This window comes from Candidatus Pantoea deserta (assembly GCF_003813865.1).
Lineage (GTDB): Bacteria > Pseudomonadota > Gammaproteobacteria > Enterobacterales > Enterobacteriaceae > Pantoea > Pantoea deserta.
In genome coordinates this window covers 16,370-30,876 of the sequence record NZ_RMVG01000013.1, presented here as the reverse complement: position 1 = coordinate 30,876, position 14,507 = coordinate 16,370, and the positions used below count along the sequence as shown (strand labels likewise).

Annotated in this window: 16 protein-coding genes; 11 read left to right on the top strand and 5 right to left on the bottom strand. The window is 60.2% G+C overall.

The window, feature by feature from the left end; translation table 11 throughout:
• Positions 1-5: 5 nt before the first annotated feature.
• Both BBB56_RS15785 and BBB56_RS15780 read left to right on the top strand, forming a co-directional pair.
• Positions 6-389, top strand: a complete 384-nt coding sequence (locus BBB56_RS15785; protein WP_123801894.1) for a hypothetical protein — start codon at positions 6-8, stop codon at positions 387-389.
• Between the two features lie 21 nt (positions 390-410).
• A complete protein-coding gene (locus BBB56_RS15780) occupies positions 411-824 on the top strand; it encodes a GNAT family N-acetyltransferase (protein ID WP_123801893.1) in 414 nt (137 codons plus the stop codon).
• Here BBB56_RS15780 and BBB56_RS15775 read toward each other — a convergent pair whose 3' ends face one another.
• Positions 825-1,487 (bottom strand): MBL fold metallo-hydrolase, encoded by a 663-nt coding sequence (locus BBB56_RS15775; RefSeq protein ID WP_123801892.1) that lies wholly within the window; start codon positions 1,485-1,487, stop codon positions 825-827.
• Positions 1,488-1,509: 22 nt separating this feature from the next.
• The gene (gene ldcA, locus BBB56_RS15770) at positions 1,510-2,436 is read right to left on the bottom strand and encodes a muramoyltetrapeptide carboxypeptidase (RefSeq protein ID WP_123801891.1); all 927 of its coding nucleotides are present in this window, start codon (positions 2,434-2,436) and stop codon (positions 1,510-1,512) included.
• A 167-nt stretch (positions 2,437-2,603) separates the two neighbouring features.
• Here ldcA and emtA point away from each other — a divergent pair, with 167 nt between their 5' ends.
• Positions 2,604-3,233 carry a membrane-bound lytic murein transglycosylase EmtA gene (emtA, locus tag BBB56_RS15765; RefSeq protein WP_123801890.1) on the top strand — a complete coding sequence of 210 codons (630 nt, stop codon included), beginning with the start codon at positions 2,604-2,606 and terminating at the stop codon, positions 3,231-3,233.
• A 3-nt stretch (positions 3,234-3,236) separates the two neighbouring features.
• Here the strand turns inward: emtA and BBB56_RS15760 are convergent, their stop codons facing one another.
• Positions 3,237-4,184, bottom strand: a complete 948-nt coding sequence (locus BBB56_RS15760) for a sugar-binding transcriptional regulator (protein ID WP_123801889.1) — start codon at positions 4,182-4,184, stop codon at positions 3,237-3,239.
• 183 nt (positions 4,185-4,367) lie between these two features.
• On the opposite strand from BBB56_RS15760, the gene BBB56_RS15755 reads away from it, so the two are divergent.
• The 7 genes from BBB56_RS15755 to BBB56_RS15725 all read left to right on the top strand — a co-directional run bounded on the left by BBB56_RS15755 (position 4,368) and on the right by BBB56_RS15725 (position 11,901).
• Positions 4,368-5,309 carry a D-ribose ABC transporter substrate-binding protein gene (locus tag BBB56_RS15755; protein ID WP_123801888.1) on the top strand — a complete coding sequence of 314 codons (942 nt, stop codon included), beginning with the start codon at positions 4,368-4,370 and terminating at the stop codon, positions 5,307-5,309.
• 11 nt (positions 5,310-5,320) lie between these two features.
• Positions 5,321-5,929: a DUF2291 family protein gene (locus BBB56_RS15750; RefSeq protein WP_123801887.1), complete on the top strand. Its 609-nt coding sequence runs from the start codon at positions 5,321-5,323 to the stop codon at positions 5,927-5,929.
• A complete protein-coding gene (locus BBB56_RS15745) occupies positions 5,926-7,440 on the top strand; it encodes a sugar ABC transporter ATP-binding protein (RefSeq protein WP_123801886.1) in 1,515 nt (504 codons plus the stop codon). The genes BBB56_RS15750 and BBB56_RS15745 overlap by 4 nt, the downstream gene beginning before the upstream one ends.
• A 2-nt stretch (positions 7,441-7,442) precedes the next feature.
• Positions 7,443-8,549, top strand: coding sequence for an ABC transporter permease (locus BBB56_RS15740; protein WP_123801885.1), 1,107 nt, complete (start codon positions 7,443-7,445; stop codon positions 8,547-8,549).
• A 94-nt stretch (positions 8,550-8,643) separates the two neighbouring features.
• Positions 8,644-9,474 carry a transketolase gene (locus BBB56_RS15735; RefSeq protein ID WP_123801884.1) on the top strand — a complete coding sequence of 277 codons (831 nt, stop codon included), beginning with the start codon at positions 8,644-8,646 and terminating at the stop codon, positions 9,472-9,474.
• Positions 9,467-10,411: a transketolase family protein gene (locus BBB56_RS15730; protein WP_123801883.1), complete on the top strand. Its 945-nt coding sequence runs from the start codon at positions 9,467-9,469 to the stop codon at positions 10,409-10,411. The genes BBB56_RS15735 and BBB56_RS15730 overlap by 8 nt, the downstream gene beginning before the upstream one ends.
• Positions 10,412-10,413: 2 nt before the next feature.
• Positions 10,414-11,901 carry an FGGY family carbohydrate kinase gene (locus BBB56_RS15725; protein WP_123801882.1) on the top strand — a complete coding sequence of 496 codons (1,488 nt, stop codon included), beginning with the start codon at positions 10,414-10,416 and terminating at the stop codon, positions 11,899-11,901.
• Between the two features lie 181 nt (positions 11,902-12,082).
• On the opposite strand, the gene BBB56_RS15720 is transcribed toward BBB56_RS15725, so the two are convergent.
• Positions 12,083-13,207 carry a mechanosensitive ion channel family protein gene (locus BBB56_RS15720; protein WP_123801881.1) on the bottom strand — a complete coding sequence of 375 codons (1,125 nt, stop codon included), beginning with the start codon at positions 13,205-13,207 and terminating at the stop codon, positions 12,083-12,085.
• 95 nt (positions 13,208-13,302) lie between these two features.
• Complete coding sequence (locus BBB56_RS15715) at positions 13,303-14,037, bottom strand: flagellar brake protein (protein WP_123801880.1); 735 nt, start codon at positions 14,035-14,037, stop codon at positions 13,303-13,305.
• Between the two features lie 208 nt (positions 14,038-14,245).
• Here BBB56_RS15715 and BBB56_RS15710 point away from each other — a divergent pair, with 208 nt between their 5' ends.
• Complete coding sequence (locus tag BBB56_RS15710) at positions 14,246-14,494, top strand: GlsB/YeaQ/YmgE family stress response membrane protein (protein ID WP_123801879.1); 249 nt, start codon at positions 14,246-14,248, stop codon at positions 14,492-14,494.
• Positions 14,495-14,507 lie beyond the last annotated feature (13 nt).

Below are 14,507 nucleotides of genomic sequence, written 5' to 3'. Positions count from 1 at the left end.
CGCTAATGAAGGCCACACTTTTTACCCTTGGCTTACTGAGCAGCTGTATCGCGCCCGCCTGGAGCGATACCCAGTTCCAGATCACCTGTCCAGGCCGACCGACCATGACCATCTCCCGCGCGCAGTATGGTCTGAGCACCCTGAGCTGGCCGCAACGCCATTTCCAGATCGCTGCCGGACAGCAGCGTACCCGCCTGGACGGCGGCGATAAGGTTTCCATTACCCGTTTTCGAAACGGCGACCAGCTGGTCATTAATAAAGCGAATGAAGAAACCTTCTTCGTTTACCACGACAGCGACCGGCTGTTACCCTGTAGCCGCAGCGAAACGCGCGATGTCGATCAACTGTCCCTTGAGCCTTATGACGATCGCGACCATCCCCACTCCTGACCGATCTTAGCCGGAGAGTTTATGCAACTAGAGGTTACAGACACCGTTACGCATCATGATCTGGATGAGGTGCGCCTTGGCCTGAATGCTTTCAACAGCCGTTTTATTAATATCGATGAGATTAAAGCCATCGGCGTCTTCGTTACCGATGAGCAGGGCAAAAAACGGGCGGGGCTGACCGGCTCGACCGCTGGCAACTGGCTACGCATCGATATGCTGTGGGTCAGCGACGAGCTGCGCGGGCAGGGCGTGGGCAGCAGGCTGATAAAAGCGGCCGAAGAGGAGGCGCGTCGGCGCGGCTGTTGCTATGCGCAGGTCGATACCGCCAGCTTTCAGGCGCGGCCGTTCTACGAAAAGTCAGGCTACTCTCTGCGCTTCAGTCTGGATAACTACCCGCGTCACCATCAGCGCCACTATCTCAGCAAAACACTGTAATCAAAACAGCGGCTGCTGGCGCATATCCAGCGGCTGCTGCTCCGCCTCGTCAATGGCCGCCAGCCAGCTTTGCAGCGTCACCTCCACCCACGGAAGATGCCCGCGCGTGGTGCTCATCAATACCACATCGGGCCGCAGCGTGCGGTAGAACTCCAGCGACTGTTGCAGCTCGTGAGGGTTGCTTTCCGGCACCAGCACGGTGATCCAGCGGTGGTGATCGCGCGTCAGGGTATCGCCGACAAAAAGGTAGGTGCGTCCCAGCGGCGACGCATAAAGAAAGCTGCTGCTGCCCGGCGTATGGCCCGGCGTCGGCAGCAGATGGAAATCGCCGAAATGCACTTCCTGATGGGTAAAGGTATCGTCTGGCTCCAGTATGCGACTAACCGGACCCAGCGAGCGGCTGTGGCAGTAAAGCGCGCTGTTAAAACGCTGCTGAATCGCGACGGCGCCGGGCGCGGCCTCATGCCAGTGGGTAAGATAGTGGCGGATCACGCCGCCCTCATCGGCCAGTATCTCCAGATCGAGCGGATGCTCCACGCGGCCAATCAGCAGATTGCCGCGCGGGTGGCGCAGCATAAAGCCGTGCATCATTAAATCATTAACGGCATCTTCCGCCGGAAATTCAGGCGTGGAGATCCACAAATCGTCATACAGCGGCTTCAATGGCGATCTCCCTGACAGCGGCTTATTGCCCAGGCAAAATGGGATGGCCAGTGGCCTGTAGCTCGGCCTGATGATTCGCCACGCGCAGCTGCGCGCGCGCGCCGAGCGGCAGCGTGACGGTATCCGCGTCGTGGCCAAAAGCCAGATCGGTGATGACCGGCAGGCCCGTTGTTTCGCGCAGGTAGCGCCAGACGCTGGAGAAATCAAACCCATTGTCATAGTCGCTCAGCGCGGTACTGGTAAAGCTACCGGTAATTATAGCGCGCTGCCGCGCCAGAATGCCGCTCTGCTGTAGCTGAATCAGCATGCGCTCAATGCGGAACGGATGCTCATTCACGTCCTCGATCACCAGAATGCCGTCCTCAAACTGCGGCAGCCAGGGGGTGCCGATCAGCGAGCAGATCATCGCCAGGTTGCCGCCCCACAGCGTACCCTGCCAGCTGCCGCTGTCTGGCGTTTCGCTGCGCCAGTCCACATGGACGGTGGGCGAAGTCAGCGCCTGCCAGAAATGCCGTTGGGTAAAGTCAGAGAGCGTCTCTGCGCCGAAATTTCCCGCCAGCATCGGCGCGCTAAACGTGATCAGGCCGGTCTGCGCCAGCAGCGCAAGCTGAACGGCGGTAAAGTCGCTGTGGCCGCACAGGGCCAGCGGCTGGTTAAGCAGACGACGCTGTAGCGCCACATAGTCAATCTGCGCCAGCAGTCGGCTGGCGCCGTAGCCGCCGCGTACCGCCAGCACGATGTCGGGCAGGGATTCCAGCTGCGCCAGCTGATTCAGCTCGGCCAGCCGTTCCGCATCCGTCCCGGCGAAGCGCTGAAAGCGGCGGGTAATCGTCTCCAGATTATTAACCTGATGGCCTGCGGCGCGCAGCCGCTCAACGCCGCGCCAGGCAGCGGGCTGGTTATGGCAATATCCGGAGGGCGAAACAAGATGAAAAGAACGCGAAATCATAAAGCTATTCCTGCGGTTAGCGGGCGATTATCTGGCCGATGATGACGAAAAGCGCGACGGAAGTCACTGCGCCGCGCGCTTTTTTGCGCAATTAGGATAAACGGTAATTTTGCTGCCGCGCGCGCCAGGTATGATAGCCTGCGACCCTATTGCATCAGGATGAATAATTGGTGAAATTTCGATACCTTGCCCTCTCTGCACTGCTGCTGGCAGGCTGCGCCAGCGAACCGCCAAAACAGATTGTTAAACAGCGAAACACGCCGTTAACCCAGGCGCCGCCGTCAAATATCAATGCGGCCTGGGCGATGTTCACCGAAGATGCCGCCAGTCATTATGGCGTTGATGAGAAGCTGATCAGCGCCATTATTACTGTCGAATCGGGCGGCAATCCTGGCGTGGTCAGCCGCTCTAACGCGGTCGGCCTGATGCAGATTAAAGCCTCGACGGCGGGCCGGGAGGTTTATCGCGCGCAGGGACGTCGCGGCCAGCCCTCGACGGCCGAGCTGCGCGATCCGGCGAAAAATATCGATATTGGCACCGCCTATCTCAAAATCCTGCAAGAGTCGGCGCTGTCAGGCATCCGCGATCCGCTGACGCTGCGCTACGCCACCATCGTCTCTTACGCCAATGGCGCGGGCGCGCTGCTGCGCACCTTCTCCCGCGACCGCGATCGGGCGATCGCCATGATTAACGCCATGTCGCCGGACGAATTTTACCAGCACGTCCAGAACAAACATCCGGCCGCGCAGGCCCCGCGTTATCTGTGGAAAGTCACCACGGCGTACCGCACCATTTAACCCTTACTCCACCAGCAGACGCGCGGTGGGGTAATCCACAATCAACACGTTGACGTAGCCGCCGCGCAGTGCGCCGCGAATGGCGTGCGCTTTCTCTTTGCCGCCCGCCAGCGCCACGACCTGCGGGCACTGCCGCACCTGGCTCAGTTCCATACCGATCACCGGATCTTCTTCCGGACGCAGCACCGGCTGGCCCTGCGCGTCGAAGTAGTGCAGGCAGATGTCGCCGACCGCGCCGCGCTGGGCCAGCGTGCGCAGCATCTCTTCATCGTAATAGTTGCCGGAGTTGCGCAGTAGCGCCGATGGCTCCAGGTCGCCAATGCCGACAATCGCCAGATCCACCTGTTCAAACTTCTCCAGCACCTCCGCCACGTCGGGGTTGGCGGCTAATCGCTGACGATCCTGCACCGAGTGCTCAATCGACTGCGACGGCAGCAGCCAGCAGGAGCAGTTAAGCAGGGCCGCCAGGTTCTGCGTCAGAATGGTGGCCTGCACGTTGCCATTGGCCCCCACGCCGCCCAGCAGCTGGATCACCCCTTTACAGGGCACGTTTAGCGGATGCAGCGCATCCACCATCGCGCGAATGGTGCCGCTCCAGGAGGAGATGCCGATCAGCTCGTCGGCGCGCAGGCGGGTTTCCAGATAGTGCGCCGCCGCCGAGCCAATGGCCTGTTTAATCTGCTGCGATGAGGCGGATTCCGCCACGTCTACCACAATCGCCTGCGGCAGCCCGTAGGTCTGTTCGATCGCCTTCTCCAGCGCCGGGAAGACATTGGCGGGGGGAACGACGCTGATCTTCACCACGCCTTCTTTCACGCTGCGGTTAAGAATGCGCGAGACAAACGACTGCGACAATTTCAGCAGCTGTGCGATCTCTGACTGTTTCATCCCTTCGCTGTAGTAAAGCGTAGCAATCTTCACCATCAGCCGTTGCTCATCCTGTTTCGCCATTCATCCTTCCTCTCTGTATCGGCCTGGTATTGTTAACCAGGATGCCGCAAATCACAACGCAGGACATTTTGTGATCCTTTTCGCTTTTTAAACAATCCGGGTTGCGCGCCCGGCCGGAGCAGGTGCATAGTCATAATGAATATAAAATCGCAATTGAATATTTATTCAAGCGGAGAATAACTGATGAACCTACCTCTCGTCAAAATTACCCTACTGGCTTCACTGATGACGCTCTCAGCCGCGACGCTCGCCGCCGATAAAGGCCTGCTGGCGATTATTACCCCTTCGCACGATAACCCGTTTTTTAAAGCGGAAGCCGACGGCGCGCAGGAAAAAGCCAAAGCGCTCGGCTACACCACGCTGGTGGCTTCCCACGACGATGACGTTAACAAACAGAACCAGCTGATCGAAACCGCCATTGCGCGTAAAGCGAAGGCGATAATCCTCGACAACGCCGGGGCGGACGCCACTGTCGGCCCGGTGCAGAAAGCGAAAGACGCCGGTATTCCCACCTTCCTTATCGACCGCGAAATCAATAAGACCGGCGTCGCCGTGGCGCAGATCGTATCGAACAACTATCAGGGCGCGCAGCTTGGCGCAGAGAAATTCGCCAAATTGCTCAACGGTAAAGGCACTTACGTCGAACTGCTGGGCAAAGAGTCAGACACCAACGCAGGGGTGCGTTCGCAGGGCTACCACGACGTGCTGGATGACTACCCCGATATGAAGATGGTGGCGCAGCAGAGCGCGAACTGGAGCCAGACCGAAGCGTTCAGCCGTATGGAAACCATTTTGCAGCGCAACCCGAATATTGTCGGCGTGATTTCGGGTAACGACACCATGGCGCTGGGCGCAGAGGCCGCGCTCAAGGCGGCGGGCAAAACCAACGTCATCGTGGTGGGCTTCGACGGCAGCGACTACACCCGCGATTCCATTATCAATAAAGGCAATATCAAAGCGACGGTGCTACAGCCGGGCTGGGCGCAGGCGCAGATGGCCGTGGAGCAGGCGGACTACTACCTGAAAAACGGCAAAGCGCAGAAAGAAGAGAAACAGCTGATGGACTGCGTGCTGATTGACGACAGCAACGCGGCGAAGCTGAAAAACTTCAACCTGGCGAAGTAAGCGGAGGCGGCATGAGTCGGATAAGCGCTGTGCTGATCGTCATCCTGACGTTGACAACAGGCGGCTGTACCGTGGTGGATCTGGACGCCAGCGGCAATCCGATCATGCCGAAAGATCCCCATGCGAAACCGAGCTACAGCAATCAGACGCCGCAGCAGATTGCCGAATCGAGCTGGCAAAGCCGGGTGCTCGACACCGCGCACCAGCACGCGATGAGCTGGGCGGATATGGAAACCAAAAGCAGCACGGTCAGGGCAGGCGGCAGCGAAAGCGTCTTTGTGCGCGCCAGCGGCACGGTTGCGGCGCTGGACGACAGCAATCAGCGCGAGCGCTCTCTGACGCTGACCCTGAACGGCAAGCCGGTAAAAGTGAACCTGGGGCCGGTGATCCGCAGCAACGCGCTGCGCGATGCGGCGGGGGTCCGCTTTGAAGAGTTTACCAATCAGGTGCAGTACGCGCAGCTGACCCGCGCGCTGAACCGCCATGCGGTGCAGCAGCTGCCCGCCGTTGACGCGAGCTGGGTAGGCAAACCGGCGCAGGCGCTGCTGGCGGTAGAGATGGGTCATGGCGTGGTTAACGACGTGATGGCGGTCGAGCTGAAGCAGGGGGCGACGCCATGAGCGACGACATCATCCTGAGCGCGCACGGTGTCTCTATGCTGTTTCCCGGCACGCTGGCGCTGGACAGCGTCGACTACCGCGTCTGGCGCGGCAAGGTCAACGTGATCATCGGCGAAAACGGCGCAGGCAAATCGACCCTGATGAAAATCCTCGCAGGCGTACAGCAGCCGACCAGCGGCGAGCTGTTTCTTAACGGCGAAAAAGTGGTGTTGAACAGCACGCGCGCCGCCGCGAAGCTGGGCATCGGCATGGTGCATCAGGAGCTAAACCTGTTTGAAAACCTGTCGGTGGCGGAAAACATCTTTCTCGGCCGCGAGCTGCAACGCGGCATTATGCCCATTAATGAAGCCGAACAGGAGCGGCGCGCCGCCGCGCTGATGGCGCGCCTCGATCAGCCCATCTCGCCGAAAGAGCTGGTCGGCAATCTCAAGGTGGGTCAACAGCAGCTGGTGGAGATTGCCAGGGCGCTGGCGGAAGACGCCGATATATTGATCCTCGACGAACCCACCTCGGCGCTGAGTAAAACCGAGGTAGAAGTGCTGTTCCGCGTCATCCGTGAACTGACGCGTCAGGGGGTCTCTATTATCTACATCTCCCATCGCCTCGAAGAACTGATGGCGATTGGCGACATGATTACCATTCTGCGCGACGGCCGCTTTCAGGCGGAGGCCAGGGTCAGCGACATCGACGTGCCCTGGATCGTGCGGGAAATGCTCGGCAGCGAGCCGATGAGCAACTTCCTGCCCGACGGACGCGCCTTTGGCGCGGCGGTGCTGGAAGTGGAGCATCTCACCTGCGTCAGTCCCAACGGCAATACGCTGGTTGACGACGTTACCTTTAACGTGCGCGCCGGTGAGATTGTCGGCATCTACGGGCTGATGGGCGCGGGGCGCACCGAGCTGTTTGAATGCCTGCTCGGCAGCGAGCGCAGCTATCTCGGCAAGGTCTGGCTCGACAGCAAACCGGTGCCGACGCGGTTGCCGCCCGCCGAGCGCATCCGTATGGGCATGAGCCTGGTGCCGGAGGATCGCAAGCGCGCCGGGATTTTCCCGGCGTCTTCGGTGTCCAGCAACCTCACCATCGCCAGCCTGTGGCGCCGCCTGTCGGGACGTTTCGCCATCGCGCAGCAGCAGGAGCAGGAGGCGGTTACGCAAACCGTGGGCAATCTGGCGATCAAAATCTCCTCGCCGGAGGTCGCCATCAGCGCGCTGAGCGGCGGCAATCAGCAGAAAGTGGTGATTGGCCGCTCGCTGCTGACCAGTCCGCGCCTGCTGCTGCTGGACGAGCCGAGCCGCGGCATTGACGTCGGCGCGAAGGCCGAGGTGTTCCGCATGATGGTGCGGCTGTCGGAGCAGGGCATTGCGGTGCTGTTCTCCACCTCAGATTTAAAAGAGATCATGGCGGTAGCCGACCGCATTCTGGTGATGTCGGGCGGCAAACTTACGGCTGACATGATGCGCGGTGACGCGGAAGAGTCAGCGCTGGTCAAAGCAAGCGCACAGGGGTTCTGAGCATGAAAGGCAACAACGCTATGACGATGGCGGGAAGACCGGCGAAGGCGTTCAACTCGCGCGAGAGCATTATTCTGCTGCTGCTGAAGCTGCGCACCTTTATCGCGCTGTTTTTAATCGTAGGCTTTTTCGCGCTTACCGTGCCGGACTTTCTCGCGCCGGGCAGTCTGGTGATTATGGTGAAACACATCGCGATTAACGCCTTTCTGGCGCTGGGCATCACCTTTGTGATCATTACCGCCGGTATCGACCTCTCTATCGGCGCAACCCTGGGGCTGTGCGGCATGATTGCCGGCTGGCTGATCACCAAAGGGATCGTTTTGCCGATGTTCGGCATCGCCATCTTTCCCAGCGTCTGGGTGATTGTGCCGCTGGTATTGCTGGTGGGCGGGATTATCGGCGCGGCCAACGGCTGGATTATCACGCGCTACAACGTCGCCCCCTTTATCTGCACGCTCGGCACCATGTATATCCTGCGCGGCGCGGCGATGCTGACCTCCGGCGGCGAGACCTTCCCCGGACTTCAGGGCAATCCGCTGCTCGGCAATACCGGTTTTGACCGCATCGGCGCCGGGTCGCTGCTTGGCCTGCCATACGCTATCTGGATGATGATCGTGCTGGCCATCGCGATCGCCTATGTCGCGCGCCGCCTGCCGTTTGGCCGTCAGGTCTACGCCATTGGCGACAACGAACGCGCCGCCGAGCTGTCCGGGGTGAAGGTCAAACAGGTGAAGATTTGGGTTTATACCCTTTCCGGCTTCTGCGCGGCGATTGCGGGCATCGTGGTGTCGTCGCAGCTGGTGGCCAGCCATCCGGCGAACGGCACCTCCTTTGAAATGAACGCCATCGCGGCGGTGGTACTGGGGGGAACGTCGCTGGCAGGCGGCCGCGGCACCATTCTCGGCACGCTGGTGGGCGCATTTGTTATCGGCTTTCTCGCCGACGGCCTGATTATGATGGGCGTCAGTGAATTCTGGCAGATGGTGATCAAGGGCATCGTCATTATTATCGCCGTCATCATTGACCAGATGCAGAACCGCATGCAGCAGAAAGCGGCGGTGGTGGCGCAGAAGGCGCTGATCGAGGAGGGCGAGCCGTCAAAGACTTAATCGGTTGAGGTGCAGGCATCCACCTTTGCTGCACCCCTTTTTTTACTCAGTATGAATATATATTCGATCATGATTTTAAATTCAGAGGTGTTGTATGAATCCTTTCAAACTTCCGGTCGACGAATTACAGCGTAAGGCGCGCGCCGTGCGCCGCCGCATTATTCAGCTAAACGCGGGCAGCCCGGCGGGCGGCCATACCGGAGCCGATCTGTCGCAGGCGGACATTGTCACCGCGCTTTACTTTCGCATTCTGAACTGCGCGCCGGATCGCATCGACGACCCGCAGCGCGACATCTATATCCAGTCGAAGGGCCATGCGGTGGGCGGATATTACTGCGTGCTGGCCGAAGCGGGCTATTTTCCTGCCGACTGGCTGGCGACCTATCAGCACTCAGATTCGCATCTGCCAGGCCATCCGGTGCGGCAGAAAACGCCGGGCGTCGAGCTGAATACCGGCGCGCTCGGCCACGGCCTGCCGGTGGCGGTAGGACTGGCGCTGGCGGCGAAAAAAGATGGCAGCAAGCGACGCATTTTCGTGGTGACCGGCGACGGCGAGCTGGCGGAGGGCAGCAACTGGGAGGCGGCGCTGGTCGCGGCTCATTATGGTCTTGATAACCTGATCATCATTAACGACAAGAACAAACTGCAACTGGCGGGCGCGACACGCGACATCATGAACACCGATCCGCTGCCGGAGAAATGGCGCGCCTTTGGCCTTGAGGTCACCGAGTGCAACGGCAACGACATGGCGCAGATCGTGAATACCATCGAGAGCCTGCCGCAGAACGGTAAGCCGCAGGTGATCGTAGCCCATACCGAGAAAGGGTATGGCATCTCCTTTATTCAGAGTAAGGCGGAGTGGCACCACCGCGTGCCGAAAGGCGAAGAGATTGAACTGGCCCTGGAGGAACTGAAAGATGAGTAATGCGCAACACTTAGCTAACGTCATGGTGGACGCGTTTATCGACGCGGTAAATCGCGGCGTCGATCTGGTGCCGGTGGTGGCGGACTCCACCTCAACCGCCAAAATCTCTCCCTTTATTAAGGCGTTTCCCGATCGGCTGGTTAATGTGGGCATCGCCGAGCAAACGCTGGTCGGCACCGCCGCCGGTCTGGCGCTGGGCGGTAAGATCGCCGTCACCTGTAACGCTGCGCCGTTCCTGATTTCGCGCGCCAACGAGCAGGTCAAAGTTGACGTCTGCTACAACAATACCAACGTCAAGCTGTTTGGTCTCAACGCCGGTGCCAGCTACGGCCCGCTTGCCAGCACCCACCACAGCATTGACGACATCGCGGTAATGCGCGGCTTCGGCAATATCGAAATTTATGCCCCCTCCTGTCCGCTGGAGTGCCGTCAGATTATTGACTACGCCCTTGAGCACGTCGGCCCGGTCTATATCCGTCTTGATGGCAAAGATCTGCCGCAGCTGCACGACGAAAACTACCGCTTCGAACCGGGCAAAATCGACCAGCTGCGCGAAGGAAAAGATATTGCGCTGGTGGCGATGGGATCGACGGTGCATGAGATCGTTCACGCGGCGGAGCAACTGGCTGAAAAAGGGATCTCAGCCGGTGTGATCGGCGTTCCATCCATCAGACCTTGCGATACCCAACAGCTGCGCAACCTGTTACATCACTATCCAGCGGTCATCACGGTAGAAGAGCACAACGTCAACGGCGGCGTCGGCAGCCTGGTGGCAGAGGTGCTGGCCGAGGGCGGCTGCGGCATTCCGCTGCTGCGGCTGGGCATTCCGGATGGGCAGTACGCTATCGCGGGCGATCGCGCCTCTACCCGCGCCCGTCACGGTATTGACGCCGCGAGCGTGGTTAACAGCGCAGTACGCATCTGCACGGGAGCCTGATAATGGAAGACGCCCTTATTCTGGCGATCGACGAAGGCACGACTAATGCCAAAGCGATAGCCGTCAATCGTCAGGGCAGCGTCGTCGCGCGCGGCAGCCAGCCGCTGACGCTGTCGCATCCGCAGCCGGGGCTGGCGGAGCAGGACCCCCTGGCGATCTGGCAGGCGGTAAAACAGGCGGTGACGGACTGCCTGACGCAGTGCGATGGCGCGCGCGTCGCGGCGGTGGCCATCAGCAACCAGCGCGAGTCGGTGCTGATCTGGCAGCGGCGCGACGGCAAACCTCTGACGCCGCTGGTCAGCTGGCAGGATCGCCGTTCTGAAGCCTTTTGTCGCGATCTGCGCGCCGCAGGCAACGCCACGCGCATTACCGGCCTGACCGGTCTGGCGGTCGATCCGATGTTCCCGGCGGCCAAACTCACCGGCATGCTGGCCGGGATCCCGGACGGCGCGGCGCGCGCGGCCGCCGGCGAACTGTGCATCGGCACGGTGGACAGCTGGCTGAGCTGGCAGCTCAGCGCGGGCGAGGTGTTCGTGACCGATCACGCCAACGCAGCGCGCACTCAGCTCTACAGCCTGCACAGCAACAGCTGGGACGACGAGCTGCTGCGGCTGTTTCAGCTGCCGCGCGCTGCGCTGCCCGTTATTGCGCCCTCGGCCAGCGAGCAGGGCGCGGTGGCGATCGACGATATTCCCGGCCTGCTGCCGGGCACGCCGATCCTGGCGCGCATCGGCGATTCGCATGCGGCGCTTCAGGCGCAGCGGCGCGGCGACGAAGAGGTGGTAAAGGCGACCTACGGCACCGGCTCCTCGCTGATGATGTCCATGGCGACGCCGCTGCTGACCGACAACGGACTCAGCACCACGGTGGCCTGGCACGACGGCGAACTGCGCTTCGCTTTTGAAGGCAATATTACCCATACCGGCTCTGGCGCGGCCTGGCTGGGCAAGATGCTCGGCATCAGCGATCCGCGCGAGCTGACCGCGCTGGCGCAGACCACTGAACATCATCAGGGCATCTATTTTGTCCCGGCGCTGTCAGGCCTGGGCGCGCCGTGGTGGGATCTCAAAGCGCGCGGCATGGTGTGTGGGCTGACCGATGCCGCCACGCCTGCCGTGCTGGCGCGCGTGGCGCTGGAGTCGATCGTCTATCAGATCGCCGACGTGTTTTTTGCTATGGAGCAGGCCAGCGGCCAGCGGCTGTCGGCGCTCTGCGTTGACGGCAGCGCCACCGCCAACGACTGGCTGATGCAACTACAGGCGGACGTGTTGCAGCGGCCGCTGCTGCGCGCGCCCACGGCAGAGGTGTCGGCGCTGGGCGCGGCGCTGCTCGCGGGCAAAGTGCTCGGCTGGTGGCGGCAGGGCAGCGAGATGCAGGCATTACAGGGCGGCACGCGCGTGGAGCCGCGCGCCGAGCGGGCGCAGGCCATGCGGGAGAATTATCAGGGCTGGATCGAAGCGGTGGCACGCTGCCGGTTTCAGCCGGCCTGAATGCTGGCGCGATAAGACATCAGCAGAACAAAGCGTCGTAAAAGCCCAGGCGCCCGCACGGCAAAGCGTCGCCAGCCAGAGACGGCCCGCGACAAGGCACAGGGAGTCCGCATGCTCTCTTTGCCATCAGGCGAAACGTCCCTGACCCCGCGCGAAACGCAACGCGCCGCAGCCTGCCAGACTAGGCGCGGCGCGCCTCTTCTTCATCGTTCTCCGCTCGCAGCATCTCTACTGGCGGAATCCGGCCGCCGCTAAACTCCACCTGACGAATCGGGAAGGCGAAACGAATATCGCGCTGCTCCAGCGCCGCCATCAGCTGCAGGTTAATCTCCTGCTGAATATCCATATATTTGTTGTAGTCGGCGTCGAGGACGAAATAGACTACCTCAAAGGTCAGCTTTGAGTCTTCAAAAGCGAAGAAATGCGCGCGGTCGAAGCGGGTCATCTCAATGCCTTCGATAATGGTTTTTACCTGCTGGCTCACTTCGCGCACCTGGGCAGAAGGCGTGCCGTAGCTCAGACCAAAACGAAACACGATGCGGCGCTGCTGCATGCGCTTGTAGTTATGGATGGTCTGCTGTAGCAGAATGGTATTCGAACAGACAATCTGCTCGCCGCTCAGACTGCGCAGGCGCGTGGTTTTCAGACCAATATGCTCGATAGAGCCGGCAATATCGCCAAACACGATAAAATCGCCGTGCTCGAAAGGCTTATCAAAGCCAATGGCCAGCGAGGCGAAGACGTCGCTCAGCACCGTCTGAATCGCCAGAGCAATGGCGATACCGCCCACGCCGAGACTGGCGACCAGCGCGGTAATGTTGATGCCCATGTTCGACAGGATGGCGAGCAGCATCATGACCCACACCACCACGCGCAGCAGAATGCCGAGGATCACGGTGGTGACGGGATTGCGAACGTGCAGCGGATCGCGCAGCAGACTATGCAGCCAGAGCCGGATGCCGCAGTCAATCCACATCGCCAGCTGCACCGCCAGCGCCAGGAACCAGCCGTGGGAAATAAAGGCGCGCCAGCTGGCGGGAACATCGACAAAGCGCAGGGCGAGCAGCAGCGAAAAAATCAGCAGCAGCAGCTGGCTGGTGCTGCGCAGTATTTCCACCAGGATGGCGGTAAAGCGCACGTGCCGCTGTTCGCTGTAGCGCGCGATGCGGCTGGAGATAAAACGGATGGCGCTGCGCAGCAGCCAGTAGATCGCCAGCGTGCCTGCTATCACGATAGCGCTATTGATCCAGAAGGTTTCATGAAGAAAAAGACGTTGAAAATAGCCAGACGAAAGCCAGTTTTCCATTGGGGAGATTCTCCTTGCTGGGAGCCGGTTTAAAAAAGAGAGCAAGGAGAAGCATAGCCTGGATGCGCGAGAAGGCCGCGCATATCACTGAAGAGTTACTGAAAACGACTGGCTTTATCGCGCGCCAGACGCTCAAGCGCGAAAATGACCTGCTGAAGCTGGCGCTCCTGCACCGGCTGCATCCGGGTAAAGCGGAAGCTGAGACGCGGCGTCACGCGCGTTTCGTTTTTGCTGCTGATCACGCTGCGTTCGCCGATATGCAACAGCTGCCCGCTGACCTCAAACTGGCCATACTCGCCCAGCTCGACGCGCAGTTTTTCAAATTTATCGCCGCTGTTCAGTCCCTCAGGCAGCGGCTCGTCCACCAGCACGCCGACGCCGCCCAGTGACAGATCCTGAAGGCGAAAACGCACTTTCTTGCCGTTGGGCCATTCGCTGTGACAGTAAAAGGTCGGCTCCAGCGGCGCACAGATGCGGAAAAATTCGCGGCGCTGAATTTGCCACAGCAGGGCGGGCAGCGGCGCGCTAAAGGCCGGCAGGCCGTCGAAGGTGGTTCTCTCCAGCGCGTCGAGACTGAATTCAACCTTAGCGCCATGGGTTTCCGCAGAGATGCTGGCATCATCGCAGGAGAGAATAGCGTCGTTGTCGAGGTTGTTGCTGCCGAGATCGAAAACAATACGCGCTTCATCGGCGTCCAGCAGGCGGCTGATAAACTGGCCGCGCGAAAACGACACCATCAGGGGCGTCTGATAACGCAGCAGATCCTTCATCACGCCTAATACGGCCAGCGTGCCGCGTTTGAGATACTGTTCGTTGTCGGCTTCTTTCACTTCCTGGCTCCAAAAAGGGCAAATTTGCTGTTCGTCGATCCTTTATTCTCTCACCGTTATCGGCGGTTTACGTGGAAGCTTTACGCCTTAACGCCAATTTTTGTCCTCGTTTAACCACCATTGTAAAATTTCCTGTCTATACTTATTCCTGTAATTCTCCTGATTAATCAGGCGGTCACAACCTAAACGCAAAAGGAAGGAGTAGTTGATGGGCATTCTCTCATGGATCATCTTTGGTTTAATCGCCGGTATTCTCGCTAAATGGATCATGCCGGGTCGGGATGGCGGCGGTTTTATCGTAACCGTCATTCTGGGTATCGTAGGTGCGGTGGTCGGCGGCTGGATCAGTACGCTGTTTGGCTTTGGTCGGGTAGACGGCTTCAACTTCGGCAGCTTTGTCGTCGCAGTTATTGGCGCTATTGTCGTGCTGTTTATCTACCGCAAAGTGCGTAGCTGATACACTCAGCGCA